Below are 20,455 nucleotides of genomic sequence, written 5' to 3' on the forward strand. Positions count from 1 at the left end.
GTTTCCTTAAGAACAATGAAAACTCAATCACTGAGTTTTACATGTGACCATTCAGAGGTAACCGATCCATGGCTAACGAGAGAAAACGTGGTTTTATCCGCCCTGGTGAAGACGATGCCGTTCCACAACCTCAGCGTTGGGGATTGCCAGATTACGGCTCTGAGGTGAACAAGCAAGCTAAAGAAACGGCGTTTAACTACGATCCTGGCTGGATGCCCGATTTCGAACAGCCGGAAGAAGACGCTGTCCTTGAGTTGACCGAAGAGCAAATCGAACTGATCAAGCAAGGCGCTTATCAAGAAGGTTTGTTCCAAGGTCAAGAAGCGGGCTTTAAACAAGGTTTTGATAAAGGCAAAGAGGAAGGTTTTCAAGCCGGTCATGAAGAGGGCCTAGAGCAGGGCAAAAATGAAGGCGTTGAAGCGGGACAAGAACACATCAAGCAGCAGGTTGATACCTTTATTAATCTCGCTAACCAGTTTGCTCAGCCATTAGAGCTGATGAACAACCAAGTGGAAAAACAACTGGTGGATATGGTGTTGTGCTTGGTCAAAGAAGTGGTGCATGTCGAGGTGCAAACCAACCCACAAGTGATCTTAGACACCGTGAAAGCCTCTGTTGAAAGTCTACCGATTGCCGGGCATCCCATTACGCTGCGCCTCAATCCCGAAGATGTCGACATTATTCGCTCTGCTTATGGCGAGGATGATCTCAACTTCCGCAATTGGACCTTACTCAGTGAACCAGCACTGAACCGTGGCGATGTACAAATCGAAGCGGGCGAATCCAGCGTGAGCTACCGGATGGAAGAGCGCATCAAGCAAGTGATACAGAATTTCTGTGGTAAGAATCGTCACCACGGAGGTGAATGATGATTGCGCTAGCAGAGAGACTCAAAAGCTACAGAGTGCAAGGCTTGGGCAGCCGTCCAGTCGCCTCAGGTAAACTAGTGCGTGTTGTCGGTTTAACGCTGGAAGCGACAGGTTGTCGAGCACCCATCGGCAGCTTGTGTTTGGTTGAAACCATGACGGGCCAGATGGAAGCTGAAGTTGTCGGTTTTTCGGGTGACAATCTATTTCTGATGCCGAGCGAGCAAATCGGCGGCATTCTGCCCGGCGCTAAAGTGACGCCGTTAACCAGCGAGAGTGGTTTGCCCGTGGGCATGGAACTGCTTGGTCGTGTGATTGACGGTGTGGGCAACCCCTTAGATGGCTTAGGCCCAATTTACACTGAACATCGTGCTTCTTTTAATGCGGAACCCATTAACCCCCTTGCGCGCAAACCCATTACCGAACCGCTTGATGTCGGATTGAAAGCCATTAACGGTTTACTTACGGTGGGAAAAGGCCAACGTATCGGCCTGTTTGCGGGCTCTGGTGTGGGTAAGTCGGTCACGCTAGGTATGATGACCCGTGGTACCACCGCCCAAGTGGTCGTGGTGGGATTGATTGGTGAACGTGGACGAGAAGTCAAAGAGTTCATCGAAGAAATTCTCGGTGAAGATGGACGCAAGCGTTCCGTCGTTGTCGCCGCGCCCGCGGATGCATCGCCGCTTATGCGCTTGAAAGGTTGTCAAACAGCACTGACCATTGCGGAATATTTCCGTGATCAAGGGTTGGATGTGTTGCTCCTGATGGATTCATTGACACGCTTTGCCCAAGCGCAGCGTGAAATTGCACTGTCGGTCGGTGAACCGCCTGCCACCAAAGGTTATCCACCTTCGGTGTTTGCCAAATTGCCTGCGCTGGTGGAGCGCGCGGGTAATGGTGGTCCGCAACAAGGCTCGATCACCGCATTCTTTACCGTTTTAACGGAAGGCGATGACCTTCAAGACCCGATCGCTGACGCGTCGCGCGCCATCTTGGATGGTCATATTGTCCTTTCGCGTGAAATGGCCGATGCGGGTCATTATCCGGCGATTGATGTTGAGAAGTCCGTGAGCCGAGTCATGCCACAGATCACCACAGAAGAGCATGTGCTGATGTCGAAAGCGGTGCGCCAAGTGTTGTCTATTTGTCGTAAAAACCAAGATTTGGTGTCGATTGGCGCTTATAAACCGGGTACCGATCCGGCTATCGACAGTGCTTTCACATTGAAGCCGAAGTTGGACGAATACTTGCAACAACGGATGAAAGAAACCGTGCCTTACGCCATGTGTGTCAACATGTTGAAGAACGCGCTTGGAGTGCAGTAATCGATGGAAAACGCAATGGACTTTCTGCTTGAGCAGACCAAAGAGAAAGAAAACCAAGCGGTGATGGCGCTGAATAAGGCGAAATCGGAGCTGGAAGGTTACTACGCTCAATTGGCTCAAATTGAAAAGTATCGCCTGGATTATTGCCAGCAGCTCGTCGAGCGAGGGCAAAATGGTTTAACGGCCAGCCAGTTTGTTCATTTGCATCGATTCCTCGGTAAACTGGATGAAACGCTCTCTAAGCAAAAGCAAGCAGAAACACAATTTAAACAACAAGTTGAAAACTGTGAGCATTACTGGCTAGAAGTGCGCAAGCAACGAAAATCCTACGAGTGGATGATTGAGAAAAAACAGCAAGAGAAACTCAAAGCAGAAGCAAAGCGAGAGCAGAAACAGATGGATGAGTTCTCCACCTTGCTCTATTCACGGCGCTAAATGAGATAAGTGGCTTGCTTTTTGCAGGCTATTTTTTTAGCTCAATACCAAGGCTGGAAAGCGTTGGATTTTAACCCATTTTAGCGCGGCTAAGAGACTCGAATTATGAATGTGAATCTGCAACCCGTTTCCACGACAGCAAAGACCACCAGTCAAAGTGGCGAAAGCTTGGCTGCAACCGCCACTGCCGAATCGACGGACGCCAAAGGTTTTTTGCAGACCCTTTCTGAAGTCTTCTCCTCTGGAAAAACAGAAGTGGACGGCAACGTCACAGCAAAAGCATCACAAGGCACTCCATCGGAAGGTGTCAAAGGGAGCAATGCTCTTGGTGACGCAGATGAGACAAGTGAGGCAAAGGTTAGCCCATCAGATAGCTCGGTTGATGAGGTGCTAGAGCTTGAATCAGAAGCCGACGTCTCTTCATCCCAGCGCGTGGCCGAATCGAAATCAGACCAAGACTCTTCAGCAGTACTTGGTAGCGAAGATGCCAAATCGAATCAATCGCTTAGTCGCGTAACTACAGACAGTGACGTATTGAAAAGCGCGGCTGGCGCAGCAAAAGAAACGGCGACACAAGATGACAATGTCAAGCAAGCGGTGATGCAGGAAGGCTCCAAAATTCTAGGCCAATTAGAACAGTCGAATGCGGCGCTGAAAGAGACGAGTGGCAAAGGCTTGCCACAAAACACATCGTCAGAATTGGATGAGAGCGCAACCTTGGCGGCAGCGGCGACTTCTGTGCAGCCACAACGTGGTGCACTCGATGACGATCAAGCGTTGATTGCGGCCCAACAAGGGCAAAGCTTGTCCCACTATTCCGCGCATCTTGATCAGCAAGCCGTGAGTCAAGCGCAACCTATTGATGCTGCCCATCAAGCTCAAATCATCAATGCTCAAGTCGCTGAAACTGAGTTGCCACAAGATTGGCGTGAGGTGATGCCTCAAACTCAAGCGGGTCACCTGGCTAATAGTGCGGCACTTGGCAAGGATGCTCAGCCAAGTGCTGATATGGATCCCCAAGCGTTGATTGCCAGCAGCGCCATGGGCGTCAAATCGGTGAAAAATAGCGCAGCGTCGTCAAATGAAACACCACAAGTGTTGTCACTTGAGTTATTAGTGGTCATCGAGCAAAAATTAGCAGCGGCACAACCTTTAAGCGCGCCTGAGCAAAAAATTCTCGAGGGTTTGAAATCAGGTCAAATGGTAGCGGATTTCCCCCCATCAGAATGGACGACAAGATTACCTGTTATCGTGGCCACCACTCAGGCACAACTCACCCCTTCGGAAGGCGTGAGTGAACGACATGCCGCCATCGATTGGACATCACCTCAATCTGCTCAGCCAAAGCATCAAGATAACGCCGCTGCCAAAACGGCAGGCAGCGCGGCGTTAGCGCAAGCAGTGCATACAGCACTTGCTCAGCCAAATACAGCCACAACCGCCCCATTGAGCGCAGACAAAGCGGCTATGGCTCTGCCTGAAGGCATGACGGCGAATACGATACCAACCGCGTTTAATCCTGCCGCGTCTCCGGATGTGGCTAAATCTCAAGTGCAATCGATGCAGGCGGCATTAGCGGCGGCTGGCCTTGCCAGCGTAAAAGGCTCATCGAAGCAAACAAGTACTGAGACTCAGGGCGCTCAACCCACGACCTCTCTCTATAGTGCGCAGACAGTGACAGGACAAACGAGAGCAGAGAATGTCGCAGCGCAACAACCGCCAATGCCATTAACGCGAGAGTTAGCGAATGAGCAGGTGGCAGAGAAAGTGCAAATGATGATGTCAAAGAACCTCAAACAACTTGATATTCGTCTGGACCCACCGGAGCTTGGCCGCATGCAAATCCGCATGACGATGAACAACGACATCGCTAATGTGCATTTCACTGTCACCAACCCACAGGCGCGTGACATCATTGAACAAACACTGCCAAGACTGCGGGAAATGCTCGCCCAACAAGGGATGCAATTGGCCGACTCGTCGGTTCAACAGCAAGCATCAGGTCAGCAGCAGAGACAATACAGTGCTGATGGGCAAGGGAATGGACAACAAAACAGCAGATTTGCCTCTTCAAATGAGGAAAACCTTGAGGCTGACGTTAAACTTGACTTAAATGTCACATCAAAGCGTGATGGAATCAGTTTTTACGCATAAAATACAAATTGTTAAGTTTGATAGGTAGAGCAGCTCATGGCAGAAGAATTGCAAAACGGTGAAGAAGCACCAAAAGGGAAAAGTAAACTCCTCATCATTATCATTGCTGTTGTTGTTTTATTGGTCGGCGGTGGCGGCGCAGCGTTTTTCTTGATGGGTTCCGATCCCGCGGAAGAAGAAGCCGCTGCACAAGTTGATACAAAGCCTGTTGAAGACCCCATTGCGTACGTTAATATCGCACAACCTTTTGTTTTTAATGTGACGGGCGATAATCGCAATCGCATGGTACAAATCAAAGTGCAGTTGATGGTTCGTGGTACAGAAAATGAAAACCTTGCCCGTTACCATTCGCCATTGATTGAAAGTTCATTGCTATCAACGTTTGCTTCGGCAACGGTTGAACAGTTGCGTTCACCTACGGGCCGAACGGAGCTTCGTGACAAAGCCACAGATGACATTAAAGCAGCGCTGACGAAATCGGTAGGTCAGCCTGTGATTGAAAAAGTATTGTTTACCGACTTTGTGATTCAGTAGGTATAGCGTGACCGATCTATTAAGCCAAGACGAGATTGATGCGCTCCTTCATGGGGTGGATGATGTCGATGAGATAGACGAGCCGATAGAGGATGATCTAGGCAGCGCCGTCAATTTCGATTTCTCCTCACAAGACAGGATTGTTCGTGGTCGCATGCCGACCTTGGAACTGATCAATGAACGTTTTGCTCGTCATATGCGCATCAGTTTGTTCAACATGTTGAGAAAAACCGCCGAAGTCTCGATCAACGGCGTGCAAATGATGAAGTTTGGTGAATACCAAAATACGCTATACGTGCCCACCAGTTTGAACATGGTTCGCTTCAGGCCATTAAAAGGCACCGCGTTGATCACCATGGAAGCGCGTTTGGTGTTTATTCTGGTAGAGAACTTTTTTGGTGGCGATGGTCGCTTCCACGCCAAAATTGAAGGTCGCGAATTTACCCCAACAGAGCGACGTATCATACAGCTTCTACTGAAAATCGTATTTGAAGATTACAAAGAAGCTTGGTCGCCTGTGATGGGGGTTGAATTTGAGTATCTCGACTCGGAAGTGAACCCGAGTATGGCGAACATTGTTAGCCCAACGGAAGTGATTGTCGTGAGTTCGTTCCATATCGAAGTGGACGGCGGCGGCGGTGACTTCCATGTGGTCATGCCGTATTCCATGGTCGAGCCGATCCGGGAGTTGCTTGATGCGGGTGTGCAATCGGACAAAATGGAAACGGACGTACGTTGGAGCTCTGCTCTGCGTGAAGAAATCATGGATTGCCCTGTGAATTTCCGTGTCAATTTGCTGGAGAAAGATATCTCGCTGCGCGATTTGATGGAACTTCGACCTGGGGATGTGATTCCGATTGAAATGCCTAAGCACGCCGTGATGTTTGTAGAAGAATTACCCACTTACCGCGTGAAAATGGGGCAGTCTAACGAGAAACTGGCGGTGCAAATTTCCGAAGAAATTGAACGCCCTCATGTGGTGAAAACCGATTTAACTTTCTTAGGGAAAGACATCATGTCTGAACTAGAAAGTGACGACGATGATGATTAATGCTCGCGACTGAGAGCAAAATGTTCGTCTAGTATTGAGTTAAATAGTAAGTAAAAACAGGATAGTAAAATGGCATCAAGTGAAGATGAAAGGCTAGCGGCAGAATGGGCAGCAGCTTTGGGTGAAGATCCCGCAGCGCCTGAAATTGATGTTGACGAAGTATTGGCGGCGCCATTAGAAGAGTTGAAAGATACCTCTGCGCCGATCACCGCCGATGAGCGCCGCAAACTGGATACCATTATGGATATTCCAGTGACGATTTCGATGGAAGTGGGCCGCTCACAAATCAGCATTCGTAACTTACTTCAGCTTAACCAAGGTTCGGTAGTCGAACTGGATCGTCTGGCTGGTGAGTCGCTCGACGTATTGGTCAACGGTACGTTGATCGCCCACGGAGAGGTTGTTGTGGTCAACGATAAGTTTGGTATCCGTCTCACCGATGTGATCAGCCAAACTGAACGTATCAAAAAACTGCGTTAATGCTTATGAGACCAAGCCGTTATCGCCATCGCTTATTTGGTCTTACAGGAGCACTGGTCGCCATGACGAGTGCTCCTCGTGTTTGGGCCGCGCCCCAAGCGCCGGAGCTTGACCTTGCCACCACGTTTGCTTCTCTTCTCCTCGTTATCGCTTTTATTCTCTTTTTAGCTTGGCTGATGAAGCGCATCCAAACGCCAGCATTCGGCCAGAAACACGGCTTAAAGGTGGTGAGTCAAATTGCGGTGGGGACACGAGAGCGCATCGCCGTTGTTCAGGCGGGGGAAGAACAATTTTTAGTGGGCATCACCAGTCAGTCTATCCAACTGCTTGCAAAATTAGAGCATCCGTTAAAACAGGAGGAGTTGGCTAAAACGGCATTTGCACAACAATTTAGCCAGCTACTGAAAAAGAATGAACAATAAGCAACTTCTGACCACGTTTTGGCTATCACTCAGCTTACTGATGGCATCCCTATTTTCCTTTTCGGCTTGGGCACAAGCGGAAGAGACCGCGTTGCCAGCCAATCTTGCACCGGGCGGTAGCGTGACGGTTTCACAAATGCAGAGTGACACCAGTAAGAGTGAATTTATGAGTGTGGGTAGCGGAGGCGGTATCCCTGCTTTCACCATGACCACCAACCCTGACGGTAGCGAAGACTACTCGGTCACGTTGCAGATTTTAGCGTTAATGACCATGCTTGGCTTCTTGCCAGCGATGGTGATTCTGATGACATCATTCACCCGGATTGTGGTGGTGATGTCGATTTTGCGGCAGGCAATGGGTCTGCAACAAACGCCGTCAAACCAGGTCATTATTGGCATTGCACTCTTCTTAACCTTTTTTATCATGTCGCCCGTGATTAACGAAGTGAATGAACAAGCGGTTCAACCGTACCTTAATGAGCAGCTCACCGCCCGTGAAGCGTTTGATGCCGCACAAGGGCCAATGAAAGCGTTTATGCTCAAGCAAACACGCGTGAAAGATCTCGAGACATTCGTCAATATGTCAGGAGAGCAGGCCACCAATCCAGAAGACGTTTCTATGGCGGTGCTGATTCCCGCGTTTATCACCTCTGAGCTAAAAACCGCATTCCAAATCGGATTCATGCTGTTTTTGCCGTTCCTTATCATTGACCTTGTCGTGGCTTCGGTACTGATGGCGATGGGTATGATGATGTTGTCACCGATGATCGTCTCGCTGCCATTTAAGCTAATGTTGTTCGTGTTAGTTGATGGCTGGAACCTGATCCTTTCCACTCTCGCAGGCAGTTTTGCCTTATAGCGGTAAGGAGACGCAATGACACCTGAAGTTTTTGTTGAGCTGTTTCGTGAAGCACTGTGGATGGTTCTCATCATGGTGTGTGCCATCATTATTCCCAGTTTGTTGGTGGGTTTGATTGTGGCAATTTTTCAGGCGGCGACCTCGATCAACGAGCAAACCCTGAGCTTTTTGCCACGTCTGATTGTGACTTTATTAGCGCTAATGCTCTTTGGCCATTGGATGACACAGATGTTGATGGAGTACTTTTTCGCGCTAGTGGAACGTTTTCCGCAAGTTCTGTACTAGGCGGGAGGAGCGATGGAATATCCAACCACCATTATTCTGGACTGGATAGCCAACTATTTTTGGCCTTTCACCCGTATCTCCTCTATGTTGATGGTGATGACGGTGACGGGTGCGCGTTTTGTTTCTCCTCGAATTCGTCTCTACCTTAGCCTTGCCATCACCTTGGCCTTAATGCCAGCGATTCCGGCGGTGCCAGAAGAGCTCCAACTGCTCTCGTTCCAAGGCTTTTTGACGACCTTTGAGCAAATTGTTATCGGTGTGGCAATGGGGATGGTGACGCAGTTTATCATCCAGACCTTTGTCCTGCTGGGTCAGATTTTGGGTATGCAATCGAGTTTGGGTTTCGCATCCATGGTGGACCCTGCCAATGGTCAGAACACGCCGTTGCTTGGTCAGTTGTTTATGTTCCTGTCGACCATGTTTTTCCTCGCCACCGATGGTCACCTGAAAATGCTGCAATTGGTGCTGTTTAGCTTCAAAACCTTGCCCATAGGCAGTGGTTCATTGAATGCGGTTGATTTTCGTGAACTGGCGTTGTGGCTGGGCATCATGTTCAAAACGGCGCTGAGTATGTCACTCTCGGGCATCATTGCGCTGCTGACCATCAACCTCTCCTTCGGGGTGATGACCCGAGCTGCACCGCAGCTGAACATTTTCTCCCTCGGTTTTGCTTTCGCCTTGTTGGTGGGGTTACTGATTTGTTGGTACATCTTGGCTGGCTTATACAGTCACTATGAGCTGTACTGGTTGCAAGGCGAACAGCAGGTTTGCCGATTTATTCGTTTGAATTGCTAGGAGGCTGGTTTGGCAGAGTCAGACGGTCAAGAACGTACCGAAGAAGCCACGCCCCGACGGTTACAACAAGCACGGGAAAAAGGCCAAGTTGCCCGCTCAAAAGAGCTGGCTTCTGTGTCTGTATTGGTGATTGGTGCCGTTTCCCTGATGTGGTTCGGCGAAAGCCTCGCAAGGGCGTTGTTCAAAGCGATGGGGCGTTTGTTTAGCCTTTCTCGTGAAGAAATTTTTGACCCCAGTAAGCTGTTTGATATTGCCAGCGGCGCATTAAGCGCTTTGCTCCTTCCTCTGCTGCTCATTTTGTTTGCGCTTTTTGTCGCTGCTGCGATTGGTTCTGCCGGCGTTGGTGGCATCAGTTTTTCAGTGGAAGCGGCGACGCCAAAATTATCGAAAATGAACCCACTGAGTGGCATCAAACGTATGTTTGGCTTGCAAAGTTGGGTTGAGCTCATCAAATCAATTTTGAAAGTCGCATTGGTCACAGGCGTAGCGATCTACCTAATTCAAGCTTCACAGGAAGACTTAATCCAACTCAGTTTGGATGTGTATCCGCAGAATATTTTCCACGCTTTGGACATATTGTTGAACTTCGTTTTGCTGATCAGTTGCTCGTTGTTGATTGTGGTGGCGATCGACATTCCTTTTCAGATTTGGCAACACGCTGACCAACTGAAAATGACCAAGCAAGAAGTGAAAGACGAATACAAAGACACCGAAGGTAAACCTGAGGTGAAAGGCCGTATCCGTATGTTGCAACGTGAAGCCGCTCAGCGACGTATGATGGCGGATGTTCCGACCGCGGATGTGATAGTGACCAACCCGGAGCACTTTTCTGTTGCACTGCGTTATAAGCAGAACAGCGACAGAGCGCCAGTGGTAGTGGCGAAAGGGACGGACCACATGGCGATGAAAATACGTGAAGTGGCACGCGAGCACGACATTTCTATTGTACCAGCGCCGCCATTGGCGCGTGCGCTCTATTATTCCACCGAGCTTGAACAGCAAATCCCTGATGGTCTATTTACCGCGGTTGCGCAAATACTGGCTTACGTGTTCCAGTTGAAGCAGTACCGGAAGCGGGGTGGCCATCGACCGAAATTGAAAGACTATGATCTACCGATTCCACCCGATCTAAGACATTGATAGTCGGCGATTCTTTTGGTCCTAAGTGTCTTGTCATTATTTTGGCGCATGAGCTGGTATAGAGATTGCTAGCTAGCACCTAGTTCGGATGATAAATACAGATGACGACAGTTGTTGTCTTCCATATCAATAACTTAAAGCTATCCATTGAGACGAAGTAATGGCTAAGAAATTTACTCTGCCGTTTGCAGATAAGTTGCCTAAAATCCCCCAACGTTCAGTACCAGCCATTGGCGCACCGATTATGGTGTTGGCCACCTTGGCCATGGTGGTATTGCCAATTCCTCCGTTTCTACTGGATATGTTTTTTACCTTTAACATCGCCTTAGCCATGGTGGTGCTATTGGTGACGGTTTATACCCGAAGACCACTCGACTTCGCTGCCTTTCCTACCGTTCTACTGATTGCGACCTTGCTTAGATTGGCCTTGAACGTTGCCTCAACGCGTGTGGTTCTCCTGAAGGGTCACGAAGGGGGAGACGCAGCGGGTAACGTTATCGAAGCGTTCGGTAACGTGGTAATCGGCGGTAACTACGCCGTTGGTCTTGTGGTGTTCCTGATCTTAATGATCATTAACTTTATGGTTGTCACCAAGGGTGCGGGTCGTATTTCTGAGGTAAGTGCTCGCTTCACCTTGGACGCTTTGCCTGGTAAACAGATGGCGATCGATGCTGATTTGAACGCAGGCTTGATAGACCAAGAACAAGCGCGTTTACGCCGTTTTGAAGTGACCAAAGAAGCCGATTTCTACGGCTCGATGGATGGTGCATCGAAGTTCGTTAAAGGTGACGCCATCGCTGGTATTTTGATCTTGTTCATCAACATCATTGGTGGCTTGAGCATTGGTATGGCGCAGTATGACCTTGGTTTCTCCGACGCCATCAAAATCTATACATTGCTAACCATTGGTGATGGTCTGGTGGCGCAGATCCCATCCCTGTTACTTTCTATCGCAGCGGCGATGATGGTGACTCGTCAGAATACCGATGAAGACATGGGTGAGCAGATGCTCTTCCAAATGTTTGATAATCCAAAAGCACTGACGATCACCGCGGCGATTCTTGGCATTATGGGGATTGTACCCGGTATGCCTCATTTCGCTTTCCTGACGTTAGCGGCGATCGCCGGAGCGGGCGCTTACTTCATTGATAAGAAGCAGAAGCAAAAGGCCAAAGAACCGAAAGTGCCTGTGGTGGCAGACAGCAGCAATGCCCCCTCTGTACGTGAACTCTCATGGGATGACGTACAGCCGGTCGACATCATTGGCTTGGAAGTGGGTTATCGCTTGATCCCATTGGTAGATAGAGACCAAGGTGGCGAACTGCTTGAACGCGTGAAAGGGGTTCGTAAGAAGCTTTCGCAAGATTTTGGCTTTCTGATCCCGCCAGTGCACATTCGTGACAACTTAGAACTCACTCCGAACAGTTATCGAATCACCTTGATGGGTGTGGCTGTGGGTGAAGCCGAAATTCGCCCCGATCAAGAACTGGCCATTAACCCAGGTCAAGTGTATGGCATGATCGATGGTGAACCGACTATCGACCCAGCATTTGGGCTGGAAGCGGTTTGGATTCGACCAGACCAAAGAGAACATGCTCAAGCATTGGGCTACACCGTGGTGGACTCTTCGACCGTACTGGCTACCCACATGAGCCAGCTTCTAACCAACAATGCCTCTCAGCTCTTAGGCCACGAAGAAGTACAGAACTTGCTGGAAATGCTGGGCCGAAGTGCACCGAAGTTGGTCGAGAATTTTGTTCCTGACCAATTGGCGTTGGGCTCTGTGGTGAAAGTGTTGCAAAACCTACTGAATGAAGCGATTCCAATTCGGGACATTCGTACTATTGTACAAACCTTGGCTGAATATTCCTCAAAGAGTCAAGAACCCGACATCCTGACGGCGGCGGTACGCATTTCATTGAAGCGACTAATCGTTCAGGAAATCAATGGAATAGAACCAGAGCTGCCAGTTATTACCCTGATTCCAGAGCTGGAACAAATATTGCATCAGACCATGCAAGCGTCAGGTGGCGAGTCTGCGGGCATCGAACCAGGTTTGGCTGAAAGATTGCAATCATCGTTGATGATGGCGACTCAGGAGCAAGAGCTCAAAGGCGAACCAGCAGTCTTGCTCACCTCTGGCGTGCTGCGGTCCACTCTGGCGAAATTTGTTAAGAACACGATTCCTAACCTCAGAGTGCTTTCGTATCAGGAAATTCCTGACGAAAAACAAATTCGAATTGTACAGGCTGTGGGTAACTGATCTATTAATTAATAACTGATGGTTAAGCCCTGTTTAATGGACGAATGGTTTGAAAATAAAACGATTTTTTGCCAAAGACATGCGAACTGCATTACTCCAAGTAAAAGAAGAACTTGGCGTTGATGCTGTCATCATGTCGAATAAAAAAGTGGCCGGTGGCGTTGAAATTGTCGCTGCGATTGATGGTGACAATCAATCCTCCACTTTTGGCAGCATGCCTAATTTAAGTCGCCGACAAGCGACAGCAACCCCGTCGACAGCAGGGCAATACACTGCGCCTCCCGCACGTAAAGCGACTCGCGATCTTCAAGACGATCGCGTCAGTTTGCAGAGCGAGAAGACCGATGGCGGATCCATGACCAAACGCTTTGCCAATATGCTTAAGCAGTACAGCAATACAAGCGAAGAGAGCAGCTACCGAGACGAATCGGCCGACTCTCTGAACTCATTGCTGGAAAGACAAAATAAGCATCGTGAAGAGCAAAATGGCAATGTCCGTATTCGCGAAAACTCGCCTTTGGCGAAGCTGATTGCGGAAGACCGTCGCATTCCACGCCCAGAGCCTCGTCTTGACCCAACGCGTTACGACCGCCGTAAGCCTCAAACTGAGCAGGAAGAAGGTTCTAACGAGCTAGAGAACATGCGCGAAGAGATGACATCGATTCGTCGTTTGCTTGAGCATCAGGTATCGGGTTTATTGTGGCAGGAAGTGGAAAGAAGAGAACCGCTGCGTGCCATGCTTATCAAACGTCTCGAGCGTATGGGTGTGTCGCCTGAATTGGCGGATCAGATGGCGTGTTACATTCCAGAAGATACCAAGCCTGCCCGCGCGTGGAAGGCTTTGCTCGCTTTGGTCTCAGACCAAATTAATGTCACCAAGCAAGATATTCTAAAGCGTGGTGGGGTTGTGGCGTTGTTAGGGCCAACCGGTGTTGGCAAAACCACCACCATCGCAAAATTAGCAGCGAGAGCGGCTATGGAGTATGGCGCGAACAATGTCGCGCTTGTCACCACAGACACCTATCGTATTGGCGCTCACGAACAGCTTTCGATCTACGGCAGAATTATGGGATGTCCTGTAAAAGTTGCTAAAGATTCTAGTGAGTTAGCCGATGTAATCTATCAGCTTAGAAACAGAAAACTGATTTTAGTTGATACCGCAGGTATGGGGCAGCGCGATGTACGTTTATCAGAGCAGCTCGATACACTCATGCAAGAGAGTGGGGAAGTAATACACAGCTATCTGGTACTTCCCGCTACAGCTCAAAGACGAGTGCTGCAAGAGACCATTGATCATTTTCGAAGAATTCCACTTTCAGGTTGCATCCTGACCAAACTGGATGAGTCACTCAGTTTGGGCGAATTTGTCAGTGTTGTGATTCAAAACGCGCTACCTGTGGCGTATATCGCCAATGGGCAACGAGTTCCCGAAGACATCGTGATAGCACAACCAAAATATTTGATCGCGAAAGCGAATGAACTGCTTGAGAAGTCGACAGAGAATGAACCTCACTACTGGAACAGTGACAACGAAGGATTCTAGGCGGCGGACTACTATGACTGAGAATATGATACACGATCAAGCTAGCGGCCTCCGTCGCTTAACACAACCATCATTGACCAAAGTGATTGCAGTTACTGGCGGTAAAGGTGGCGTGGGTAAATCAAATGTGACCCTAGGTTTGGCCATTGCGATGGCTCGCCAAGGGAAGAAAGTAATGGTACTGGATGCTGACCTAGGTCTGGCTAATGTCGACGTTATGCTCGGAATTCGTTCAAAACGTAACTTAGGACATGTATTAGCAGGTGAATGTGAGCTAAAAGATGCTATTGTTGAAGGACCATATGGTATTAAAATAATACCAGCCACTTCTGGAACACAGAGTATGACAGAGCTTTCACATGCACAACATGTGGGTCTGATTCGTGCTTTTGGTAGCCTAGAAGACGATATGGATGTGTTGCTGATAGATACAGCAGCCGGCATTTCTGATATGGTAATCAGTTTTTCACGTGCAGCTCAGGATGTGATTGTCGTAGTGTGTGATGAACCTACCTCAATTACCGATGCATATGCTTTAATTAAGCTATTGAGTAAAGAGCATCAGGTTCAACGCTTCAAGATTGTTGCAAATATGGTCAGAAGCTACCGAGAAGGTCGAGAATTGTTTGCAAAATTGACGTTGGTCACAGAGCGATTCTTGAATGTGAGCCTCGAACTCGTAGCATGTATTCCGTTAGATGATAAAGTTCGACAAGCGGTTAAAAAACAAAAAATTGTTGTGGACGCTTTCCCGCGTTCTCCAGCCGCCTTGGCCATCAGCTCGTTAGCAAATAAAGCGCTGACCTGGCCAATTCCAAAGAGCCCAAGTGGTCATTTGGAATTCTTCGTCGAACGATTGCTGACACGAAATGCATTTATAGAGGAACCTTTTGGTGAATAAAGCGCTCACTTATGATCAGCATGCAAATGTGAACAGTCAAAAACTGTTCATAGAAAGGTATTCTGTGCTGGTCAAACGCATTGCTCACCATTTGTTAGGGCGATTGCCTCCTAGTGTTCAGGTCGAGGATCTGATCCAAGCGGGTATGATTGGCCTGATAGAAGCTCAACAAAATTATGACGCCTCAAAAGGCGCAAGTTTTGAAACTTATGCTGGCATTCGTATCCGTGGTGCTATGCTTGATGATATCAGGCGTGGTGATTGGGTGCCTCGCTCGGTACACAAAAGCAATCGAGAGATCAGCCAAGCGATAGCCGAACTTGAGGGATTGCTAAACCGAGATCCTACTGATGCCGAAGTAGCAAAGCACATGGGATTGTCTTTAGAGCAGTATCACAGTGCTTTGACAGATATCAATTGTTCTCGTTTGATTGGTATTGAAGATCTTGGTGTGTCGGATGATGTGATCACATCGGTGGAAGATTCAGACAACAATACTCCGTTTAAGGGCGTTGCTGATGAATATTTCAGAAAAGCGCTGGTTGAATCAATAAAACAATTACCAGAACGTGAAGCTTTGGTACTTTCGCTCTATTATGATGAAGAGCTAAACTTAAAAGAAATTGGGGAAATTCTGAGTGTTAGCGAGTCTCGCGTCAGTCAGATATTGAGCCAGTCAATGCAACGTTTGCGCACTAAGCTTAGTGCTTGGACACAAAATGATTAAAACACTGATTTTGACATTCAGTGGAGGCAATTTTGAATAAAAACATGAAGATCCTTATTGTTGACGATTTCTCAACAATGCGCCGTATTGTAAAGAACCTGCTTCGTGATTTGGGTTTCAATAACACTCAAGAAGCTGATGATGGTCTGACAGCGTTACCTATGCTGAAAAAAGGTGATTTCGATTTCGTCGTTACGGATTGGAATATGCCTGGCATGCAGGGTATCGATCTGCTGAAAAACATTCGCGCAGACGCTGAGCTGAAGCATCTACCAGTGCTGATGATCACCGCAGAAGCGAAGCGTGAGCAAATCATCGAAGCGGCTCAAGCAGGCGTTAATGGTTACATTGTTAAGCCATTCACCGCAGCAACCCTGAAAGAAAAACTAGATAAAATTTTTGAACGTTTATAAACCTCGTTTGAAGATTACTTCGTCAGAGCTGCTATAAGCATTTATTCAATGCCAACCATTATATTGGCAGCTCATAAACGCAGCATGCTTCCGAAGCATAAACGAAAAGGGTCTATTCAGAATGATCTCATTAGAGCAAGCAAAGTCTCTAGTTGAATTACTGGAACAGGGAGAGCAGGCAGCCGCCGATGAGCTGGTTGCGTCGATCTATGAGGAAAAAGGCAATCCAATGCTGCAAGAGATTGGTTCGCTTACTCGAGATCTACACACTTCTCTGAAGAATTTCAGCTTAGATCAACGGATGACAGAAATTACAAACGATGAAATCCCAGATGCAAGGGATCGCCTTCAATATGTCATCGAAAAAACCGAACTCGCAGCAAACAAGACCATGGATGCTGTCGAGCTCTGTCTCCCAATAGCCGATAATCTTCACGAATGCTTGCTACAAGTCCGTCCTCAGTGGAATGAACTGATGCACGGTCGCATCGAATTGAGTGAATTCAAGGCCCTTTGCCATCGTATCGAAGATCTTTTAGTTCAAGTCGAAGGCGATAGCACAGAATTACGCGGCCAGTTAACAGAAATTTTGATGGCACAAGATTTCCAAGACTTAACTGGGCAGATTATCCGTCGTGTCATCACTCTCGTAAACGAAGTGGAAGGGCGATTGGTTGATATCCTAACGGTGTTTGCTGGAAATAAACCGCCGAAGGACAAAACTCAAGAAACACAGAATCTTGCCGAAAAAGAAAAAAGTGGCAGCGAGCCAGAGGGTCCGATTTTGCACCCCGAGTTGCGTGAAGACGCAGTTGCATCGCAGGATGAAGTCGATGATTTGTTATCCAGTCTTGGATTTTAAAGGTAACGTATGAGCTACGATTTAGACGAAGATATCCTTCAGGACTTTCTAATAGAAGCCGGGGAAATTCTGGAACTGCTTTCTGAGCAGTTAGTAGAATTGGAAAATAACCCAGAAGACAGGGATCTTCTCAATGCTATTTTCCGTGGATTCCATACCGTTAAAGGTGGCGCTGGATTTTTGTCGCTCACCGAGTTGGTTGAAACTTGTCATGGTGCGGAAAACGTGTTCGACGTATTGCGCAATGGCCAACGTTCCGTTTCTCCAAGCCTAATGGATACAATGCTGCGTTCCTTAGACACGGTAAACCATCAGTTTAAAGCGGTTCAAGATCGAGAGCCTCTCGAAGCTGCGGATCCTGAATTGCTCGACGAGCTGCATCGTTTGTGCCGCCCTGAATCGGAAGATGAAGTGGCTGCCCCAGTCGCAGAAGAAGTCGTTGTAGCAGAGCCTGAACCTGAAATTATTCCAGAACCTGTAGCCGAAGCGCCTGCGCCAGCCAGCTCCGCGATTTCTTCAGTGGATGAAATCACTCAAGATGAGTTTGAAAAACTGCTTGATGAGCTGCATGGTAAAGGGGCTGCACCGAGTGCACAAGCAGCTGCGCCAGCAGCACCGACGCCACCACCAGTGAGCGCATCGGTAGATAGCGGTGACATCACGGACGACGAATTTGAAAAACTGTTAGACGAATTACACGGTGCGGGCAAAAGCCCATCGGCGTCTGACTTCCAAGCAGCGCCACCGCCAGAGCCAGCTAAACCAGCGGCAAAAGCACCAAGTGCTGGTGATAGCGACTTGATGACCGACGAAGAGTTCGAAAAGCTATTGGACGAGCTGCATGGTTCAGGCAAAGGTCCGACCCTTGAGGAGTTGGATTTCGCAACCAAGCCTGCATCAGCAAATGTGGCTCCTGCGCCAGAGCCAGCGAAACCAGCAGCACCAGTTGCGTCGAAGCCAGCGGCGGCGCCTGCACCAGCTCGCGCAGAAGTAAAAGCACCGGCGGTACAAGAAGCGAAAGCCCCAGCGACGCAACAAGCAGCGAAGAAACCACAGGCAGAAGCGACGGTGCGTGTTGATACGTCGACGCTGGATACCATTATGAACATGGTTGGTGAGCTTGTACTGGTTCGAAATCGTCTTTTGAGTCTCGGTCTGAACAGTAACGATGAAGAGATGGCGAAAGCGGTAGCTAACCTAGATGTGGTGACTGCGGACCTGCAAGGCGCAGTAATGAAAACGCGCATGCAGCCAATTAAGAAAGTTTTTGGCCGTTTCCCTCGCGTTGTTCGTGACTTGGCGCGTAACCTACAAAAAGACATCGTGCTGGAAATGCGCGGTGAAGAAACGGATCTCGATAAAAACCTTGTTGAGGCGCTTGCGGATCCTTTGATCCACTTGGTGCGTAACTCGGTTGACCATGGTATTGAGATGCCCGATGACCGTGCGAAAGCAGGTAAGTCTCGCACGGGTAAAGTCATCCTCTCTGCATCTCAAGAGGGCGACCATATTGAGCTAGCGATCATCGATGATGGCGGCGGTATGGACCCAGATAAACTTCGTGGCATCGCAGTGAAACGCGGCATGATGGATGAAGATGCTGCTGGCCGTTTGTCCGACAAAGAATGTTTCAACTTGATCTTTGCACCAGGATTCTCCAGTAAAGAGAAAATTTCAGACATTTCTGGACGTGGTGTAGGTATGGACGTGGTGAAAACCGCGATCAATACCCTAAATGGTTCGATTGATATCGATTCAGAATTGGGCAAAGGAACCAAGATCACCATCAAAGTTCCGTTGACCTTGGCGATTCTACCAACACTTATGGTTGGTGTGGCTGGCCATCCGTTTGCGTTGCCATTGGCTTCTGTGAATGAAATCTTCCATTTAGATCTTAGCCGTACCAACGTTGTTGATGGTCAGTTAACCATCATCGTACGTGAAAAAGCGATTCCGCTGTTCTATCTACAAAACTGGCTCGCACCGAAGTCTGGTAAAGCGCAACTGCGTAAAGGACATGGTCACGTCGTTATCGTACAAATCGGTAGTCAACGCGTCGGTTTTGTTGTGGATACCTTGATTGGTCAAGAAGAAGTGGTTATCAAGCCATTAGACAACTTACTGCAAGGTACACCGGGTATGGCGGGTGCAACGATCACCAGTGATGGGCATATTGCTCTGATTCTGGATGTTCCTGATTTGCTAAAACAGTACGCAGCGGCATCGCGTCTGTAATCAGGGCTTAGTATTACAATAAGGATTCAAATGGCGATAAAAGTATTAGTAGTTGATGACTCCAGTTTTTTCCGACGTCGGGTGAGTGAGATCATCAATGCAGAATCGCGCCTAGAAGTGATTGATGTGGCGGTAAATGGTAAAGAGGCGGTTGAAAAAGCCAAACGCCTCAAGCCGGACGTCATCACTATGGACATTGAAATGCCTGTCATGGACGGCATTTCAGCTGTTCGTGAAATCATGGCGTCGGTACCGACGCCTATTTTGATGTTTTCTTCGCTTACTCATGATGGTGCAAAAGCAACGCTAGATGCACTGGATGCCGGTGCTTTGGATTTCTTACCGAAGAAATTTGAAGATATTGCTCGTAACCGAGATGAAGCCGTTTCGCTACTGCAACAGCGCGTCATTCAGATTGCTTCAAAGCGTGCATTTATGCGTCGTCCCGTGGCCTCTTCTGCGTCAGTTCAAGAAAGACCACAAAGTACGTTAAATCGCCCAACGACAGGGTTACGCCGTGAGGCGCCTGCACAAGCCCCTGTTTCTCGTGCGCCTGTGGCGGCTAAATTCAGAGCTTCAGGAAAAAAATATCAGCTCACCGCGATTGGTACCTCAACCGGCGGGCCTGTCGCATTGCAGAAAATTCTGACCAAGCTACCAGCAAATTACCCTCATCCCATTGTACTTATCCAGCACATGCCGGCGACATTTACAGCCGCTTTTGCTAGCCGCCTAAACTCACTGTGTAAGATTCAAGTGAAAGAAGCGGAAGATGGCGACGTGCTACAAGCGGGCGTCGCTTATTTGGCGCCAGGTGGCAAGCAGATGATGATAGATGGCCGCCCTGGTGCAGCAAGATTGCGCATTATCGATGGTGGTGAACGCATGAACTACAAGCCTTGCGTGGACGTCACTTTTGGATCTGCAGCGAAAATTTACGCCGACAAAGTTCTCTCTATGGTTTTGACCGGGATGGGTGCGGATGGCCGTGAAGGTGCGCGCATGCTGAAATCGGCAGGGGCGACTATCTGGGCTCAGGATGAAGATAGCTGTGTTGTTTATGGCATGCCACAGGCTGTGGCCAAAGCAGGATTGTCAACTGAAGACCTGCCTTTGGAACGTATCGCCGAACGTATGCTAGTTGAAGTGGGACTAGCATAAGGAC

Annotated in this window: 20 protein-coding genes; all 20 read left to right on the forward strand. The window is 48.6% G+C overall.

All coding sequences use genetic code 11. The annotated features are described in order from the left end of the window. Positions 1-68 precede the first annotated feature (68 nt). A complete protein-coding gene (fliH, locus tag AOT11_RS11235) occupies positions 69-869 on the forward strand; it encodes a flagellar assembly protein FliH (protein ID WP_017420595.1) in 801 nt (266 codons plus the stop codon). Then, positions 869-2,191 (forward strand): flagellar protein export ATPase FliI, encoded by a 1,323-nt coding sequence (gene fliI / locus AOT11_RS11240; RefSeq protein WP_026050304.1) that lies wholly within the window; start codon positions 869-871, stop codon positions 2,189-2,191. Before fliH ends, fliI begins: the two co-directional genes overlap by 1 nt. A 3-nt stretch (positions 2,192-2,194) precedes the next feature. Next, positions 2,195-2,626: a flagellar export protein FliJ gene (gene fliJ, locus AOT11_RS11245; protein ID WP_013571300.1), complete on the forward strand. Its 432-nt coding sequence runs from the start codon at positions 2,195-2,197 to the stop codon at positions 2,624-2,626. A 105-nt stretch (positions 2,627-2,731) separates the two neighbouring features. Next, a complete protein-coding gene (locus tag AOT11_RS11250) occupies positions 2,732-4,780 on the forward strand; it encodes a flagellar hook-length control protein FliK (RefSeq protein WP_017420593.1) in 2,049 nt (682 codons plus the stop codon). A 36-nt stretch (positions 4,781-4,816) separates the two neighbouring features. After that, positions 4,817-5,314 carry a flagellar basal body-associated protein FliL gene (gene fliL, locus AOT11_RS11255; protein WP_017420592.1) on the forward strand — a complete coding sequence of 166 codons (498 nt, stop codon included), beginning with the start codon at positions 4,817-4,819 and terminating at the stop codon, positions 5,312-5,314. A 7-nt stretch (positions 5,315-5,321) separates the two neighbouring features. Further along, entirely contained in the window at positions 5,322-6,365 is a 1,044-nt protein-coding gene (fliM, locus tag AOT11_RS11260) for a flagellar motor switch protein FliM (RefSeq protein WP_011079841.1), read from the forward strand. A gap of 69 nt (positions 6,366-6,434) precedes the next feature. Continuing rightward, entirely contained in the window at positions 6,435-6,845 is a 411-nt protein-coding gene (gene fliN / locus AOT11_RS11265; RefSeq protein WP_011079842.1) for a flagellar motor switch protein FliN, read from the forward strand. Continuing rightward, entirely contained in the window at positions 6,845-7,267 is a 423-nt protein-coding gene (gene fliO, locus AOT11_RS11270; RefSeq protein WP_017420591.1) for a flagellar biosynthetic protein FliO, read from the forward strand. Before fliN ends, fliO begins: the two co-directional genes overlap by 1 nt. Then, a complete protein-coding gene (gene fliP / locus AOT11_RS11275) occupies positions 7,257-8,126 on the forward strand; it encodes a flagellar type III secretion system pore protein FliP (RefSeq protein WP_011079844.1) in 870 nt (289 codons plus the stop codon). The genes fliO and fliP overlap by 11 nt, the downstream gene beginning before the upstream one ends. Positions 8,127-8,141: 15 nt before the next feature. Then, positions 8,142-8,411 carry a flagellar biosynthesis protein FliQ gene (gene fliQ / locus AOT11_RS11280; protein ID WP_011079845.1) on the forward strand — a complete coding sequence of 90 codons (270 nt, stop codon included), beginning with the start codon at positions 8,142-8,144 and terminating at the stop codon, positions 8,409-8,411. 12 nt (positions 8,412-8,423) lie between these two features. Next, entirely contained in the window at positions 8,424-9,206 is a 783-nt protein-coding gene (fliR, locus tag AOT11_RS11285; protein ID WP_011079846.1) for a flagellar biosynthetic protein FliR, read from the forward strand. A 9-nt stretch (positions 9,207-9,215) separates the two neighbouring features. After that, on the forward strand, positions 9,216-10,346 hold the full coding sequence (flhB, locus tag AOT11_RS11290; RefSeq protein WP_017420590.1) for a flagellar biosynthesis protein FlhB: 1,131 nt from the start codon (positions 9,216-9,218) through the stop codon (positions 10,344-10,346). A 160-nt stretch (positions 10,347-10,506) separates the two neighbouring features. Next, positions 10,507-12,609, forward strand: coding sequence for a flagellar biosynthesis protein FlhA (flhA, locus tag AOT11_RS11295; RefSeq protein ID WP_017420589.1), 2,103 nt, complete (start codon positions 10,507-10,509; stop codon positions 12,607-12,609). A 49-nt stretch (positions 12,610-12,658) separates the two neighbouring features. Next, entirely contained in the window at positions 12,659-14,152 is a 1,494-nt protein-coding gene (gene flhF, locus AOT11_RS11300; protein ID WP_017420588.1) for a flagellar biosynthesis protein FlhF, read from the forward strand. A gap of 13 nt (positions 14,153-14,165) precedes the next feature. Continuing rightward, complete coding sequence (locus tag AOT11_RS11305) at positions 14,166-15,053, forward strand: MinD/ParA family protein (RefSeq protein WP_011079850.1); 888 nt, start codon at positions 14,166-14,168, stop codon at positions 15,051-15,053. Continuing rightward, a complete protein-coding gene (locus tag AOT11_RS11310; RefSeq protein ID WP_026050306.1) occupies positions 15,046-15,780 on the forward strand; it encodes an RNA polymerase sigma factor FliA in 735 nt (244 codons plus the stop codon). Before AOT11_RS11305 ends, AOT11_RS11310 begins: the two co-directional genes overlap by 8 nt. A gap of 44 nt (positions 15,781-15,824) precedes the next feature. Next, complete coding sequence (gene cheY, locus AOT11_RS11315) at positions 15,825-16,193, forward strand: chemotaxis response regulator CheY (RefSeq protein WP_017052487.1); 369 nt, start codon at positions 15,825-15,827, stop codon at positions 16,191-16,193. Positions 16,194-16,314: 121 nt separating this feature from the next. Further along, complete coding sequence (locus AOT11_RS11320) at positions 16,315-17,055, forward strand: protein phosphatase CheZ (protein ID WP_011079853.1); 741 nt, start codon at positions 16,315-16,317, stop codon at positions 17,053-17,055. Between the two features lie 9 nt (positions 17,056-17,064). Next, positions 17,065-19,290: a chemotaxis protein CheA gene (locus AOT11_RS11325; RefSeq protein ID WP_017420586.1), complete on the forward strand. Its 2,226-nt coding sequence runs from the start codon at positions 17,065-17,067 to the stop codon at positions 19,288-19,290. Positions 19,291-19,320: 30 nt separating this feature from the next. After that, the gene (locus tag AOT11_RS11330; protein WP_017420585.1) at positions 19,321-20,451 is read left to right on the forward strand and encodes a protein-glutamate methylesterase/protein-glutamine glutaminase; all 1,131 of its coding nucleotides are present in this window, start codon (positions 19,321-19,323) and stop codon (positions 20,449-20,451) included. The last annotated feature ends 4 nt before the right edge of the window (positions 20,452-20,455 follow it).

Source organism: Vibrio vulnificus NBRC 15645 = ATCC 27562 (genome assembly GCF_002224265.1).
GTDB classification, from domain to species: Bacteria; Pseudomonadota; Gammaproteobacteria; order Enterobacterales; family Vibrionaceae; genus Vibrio; species Vibrio vulnificus.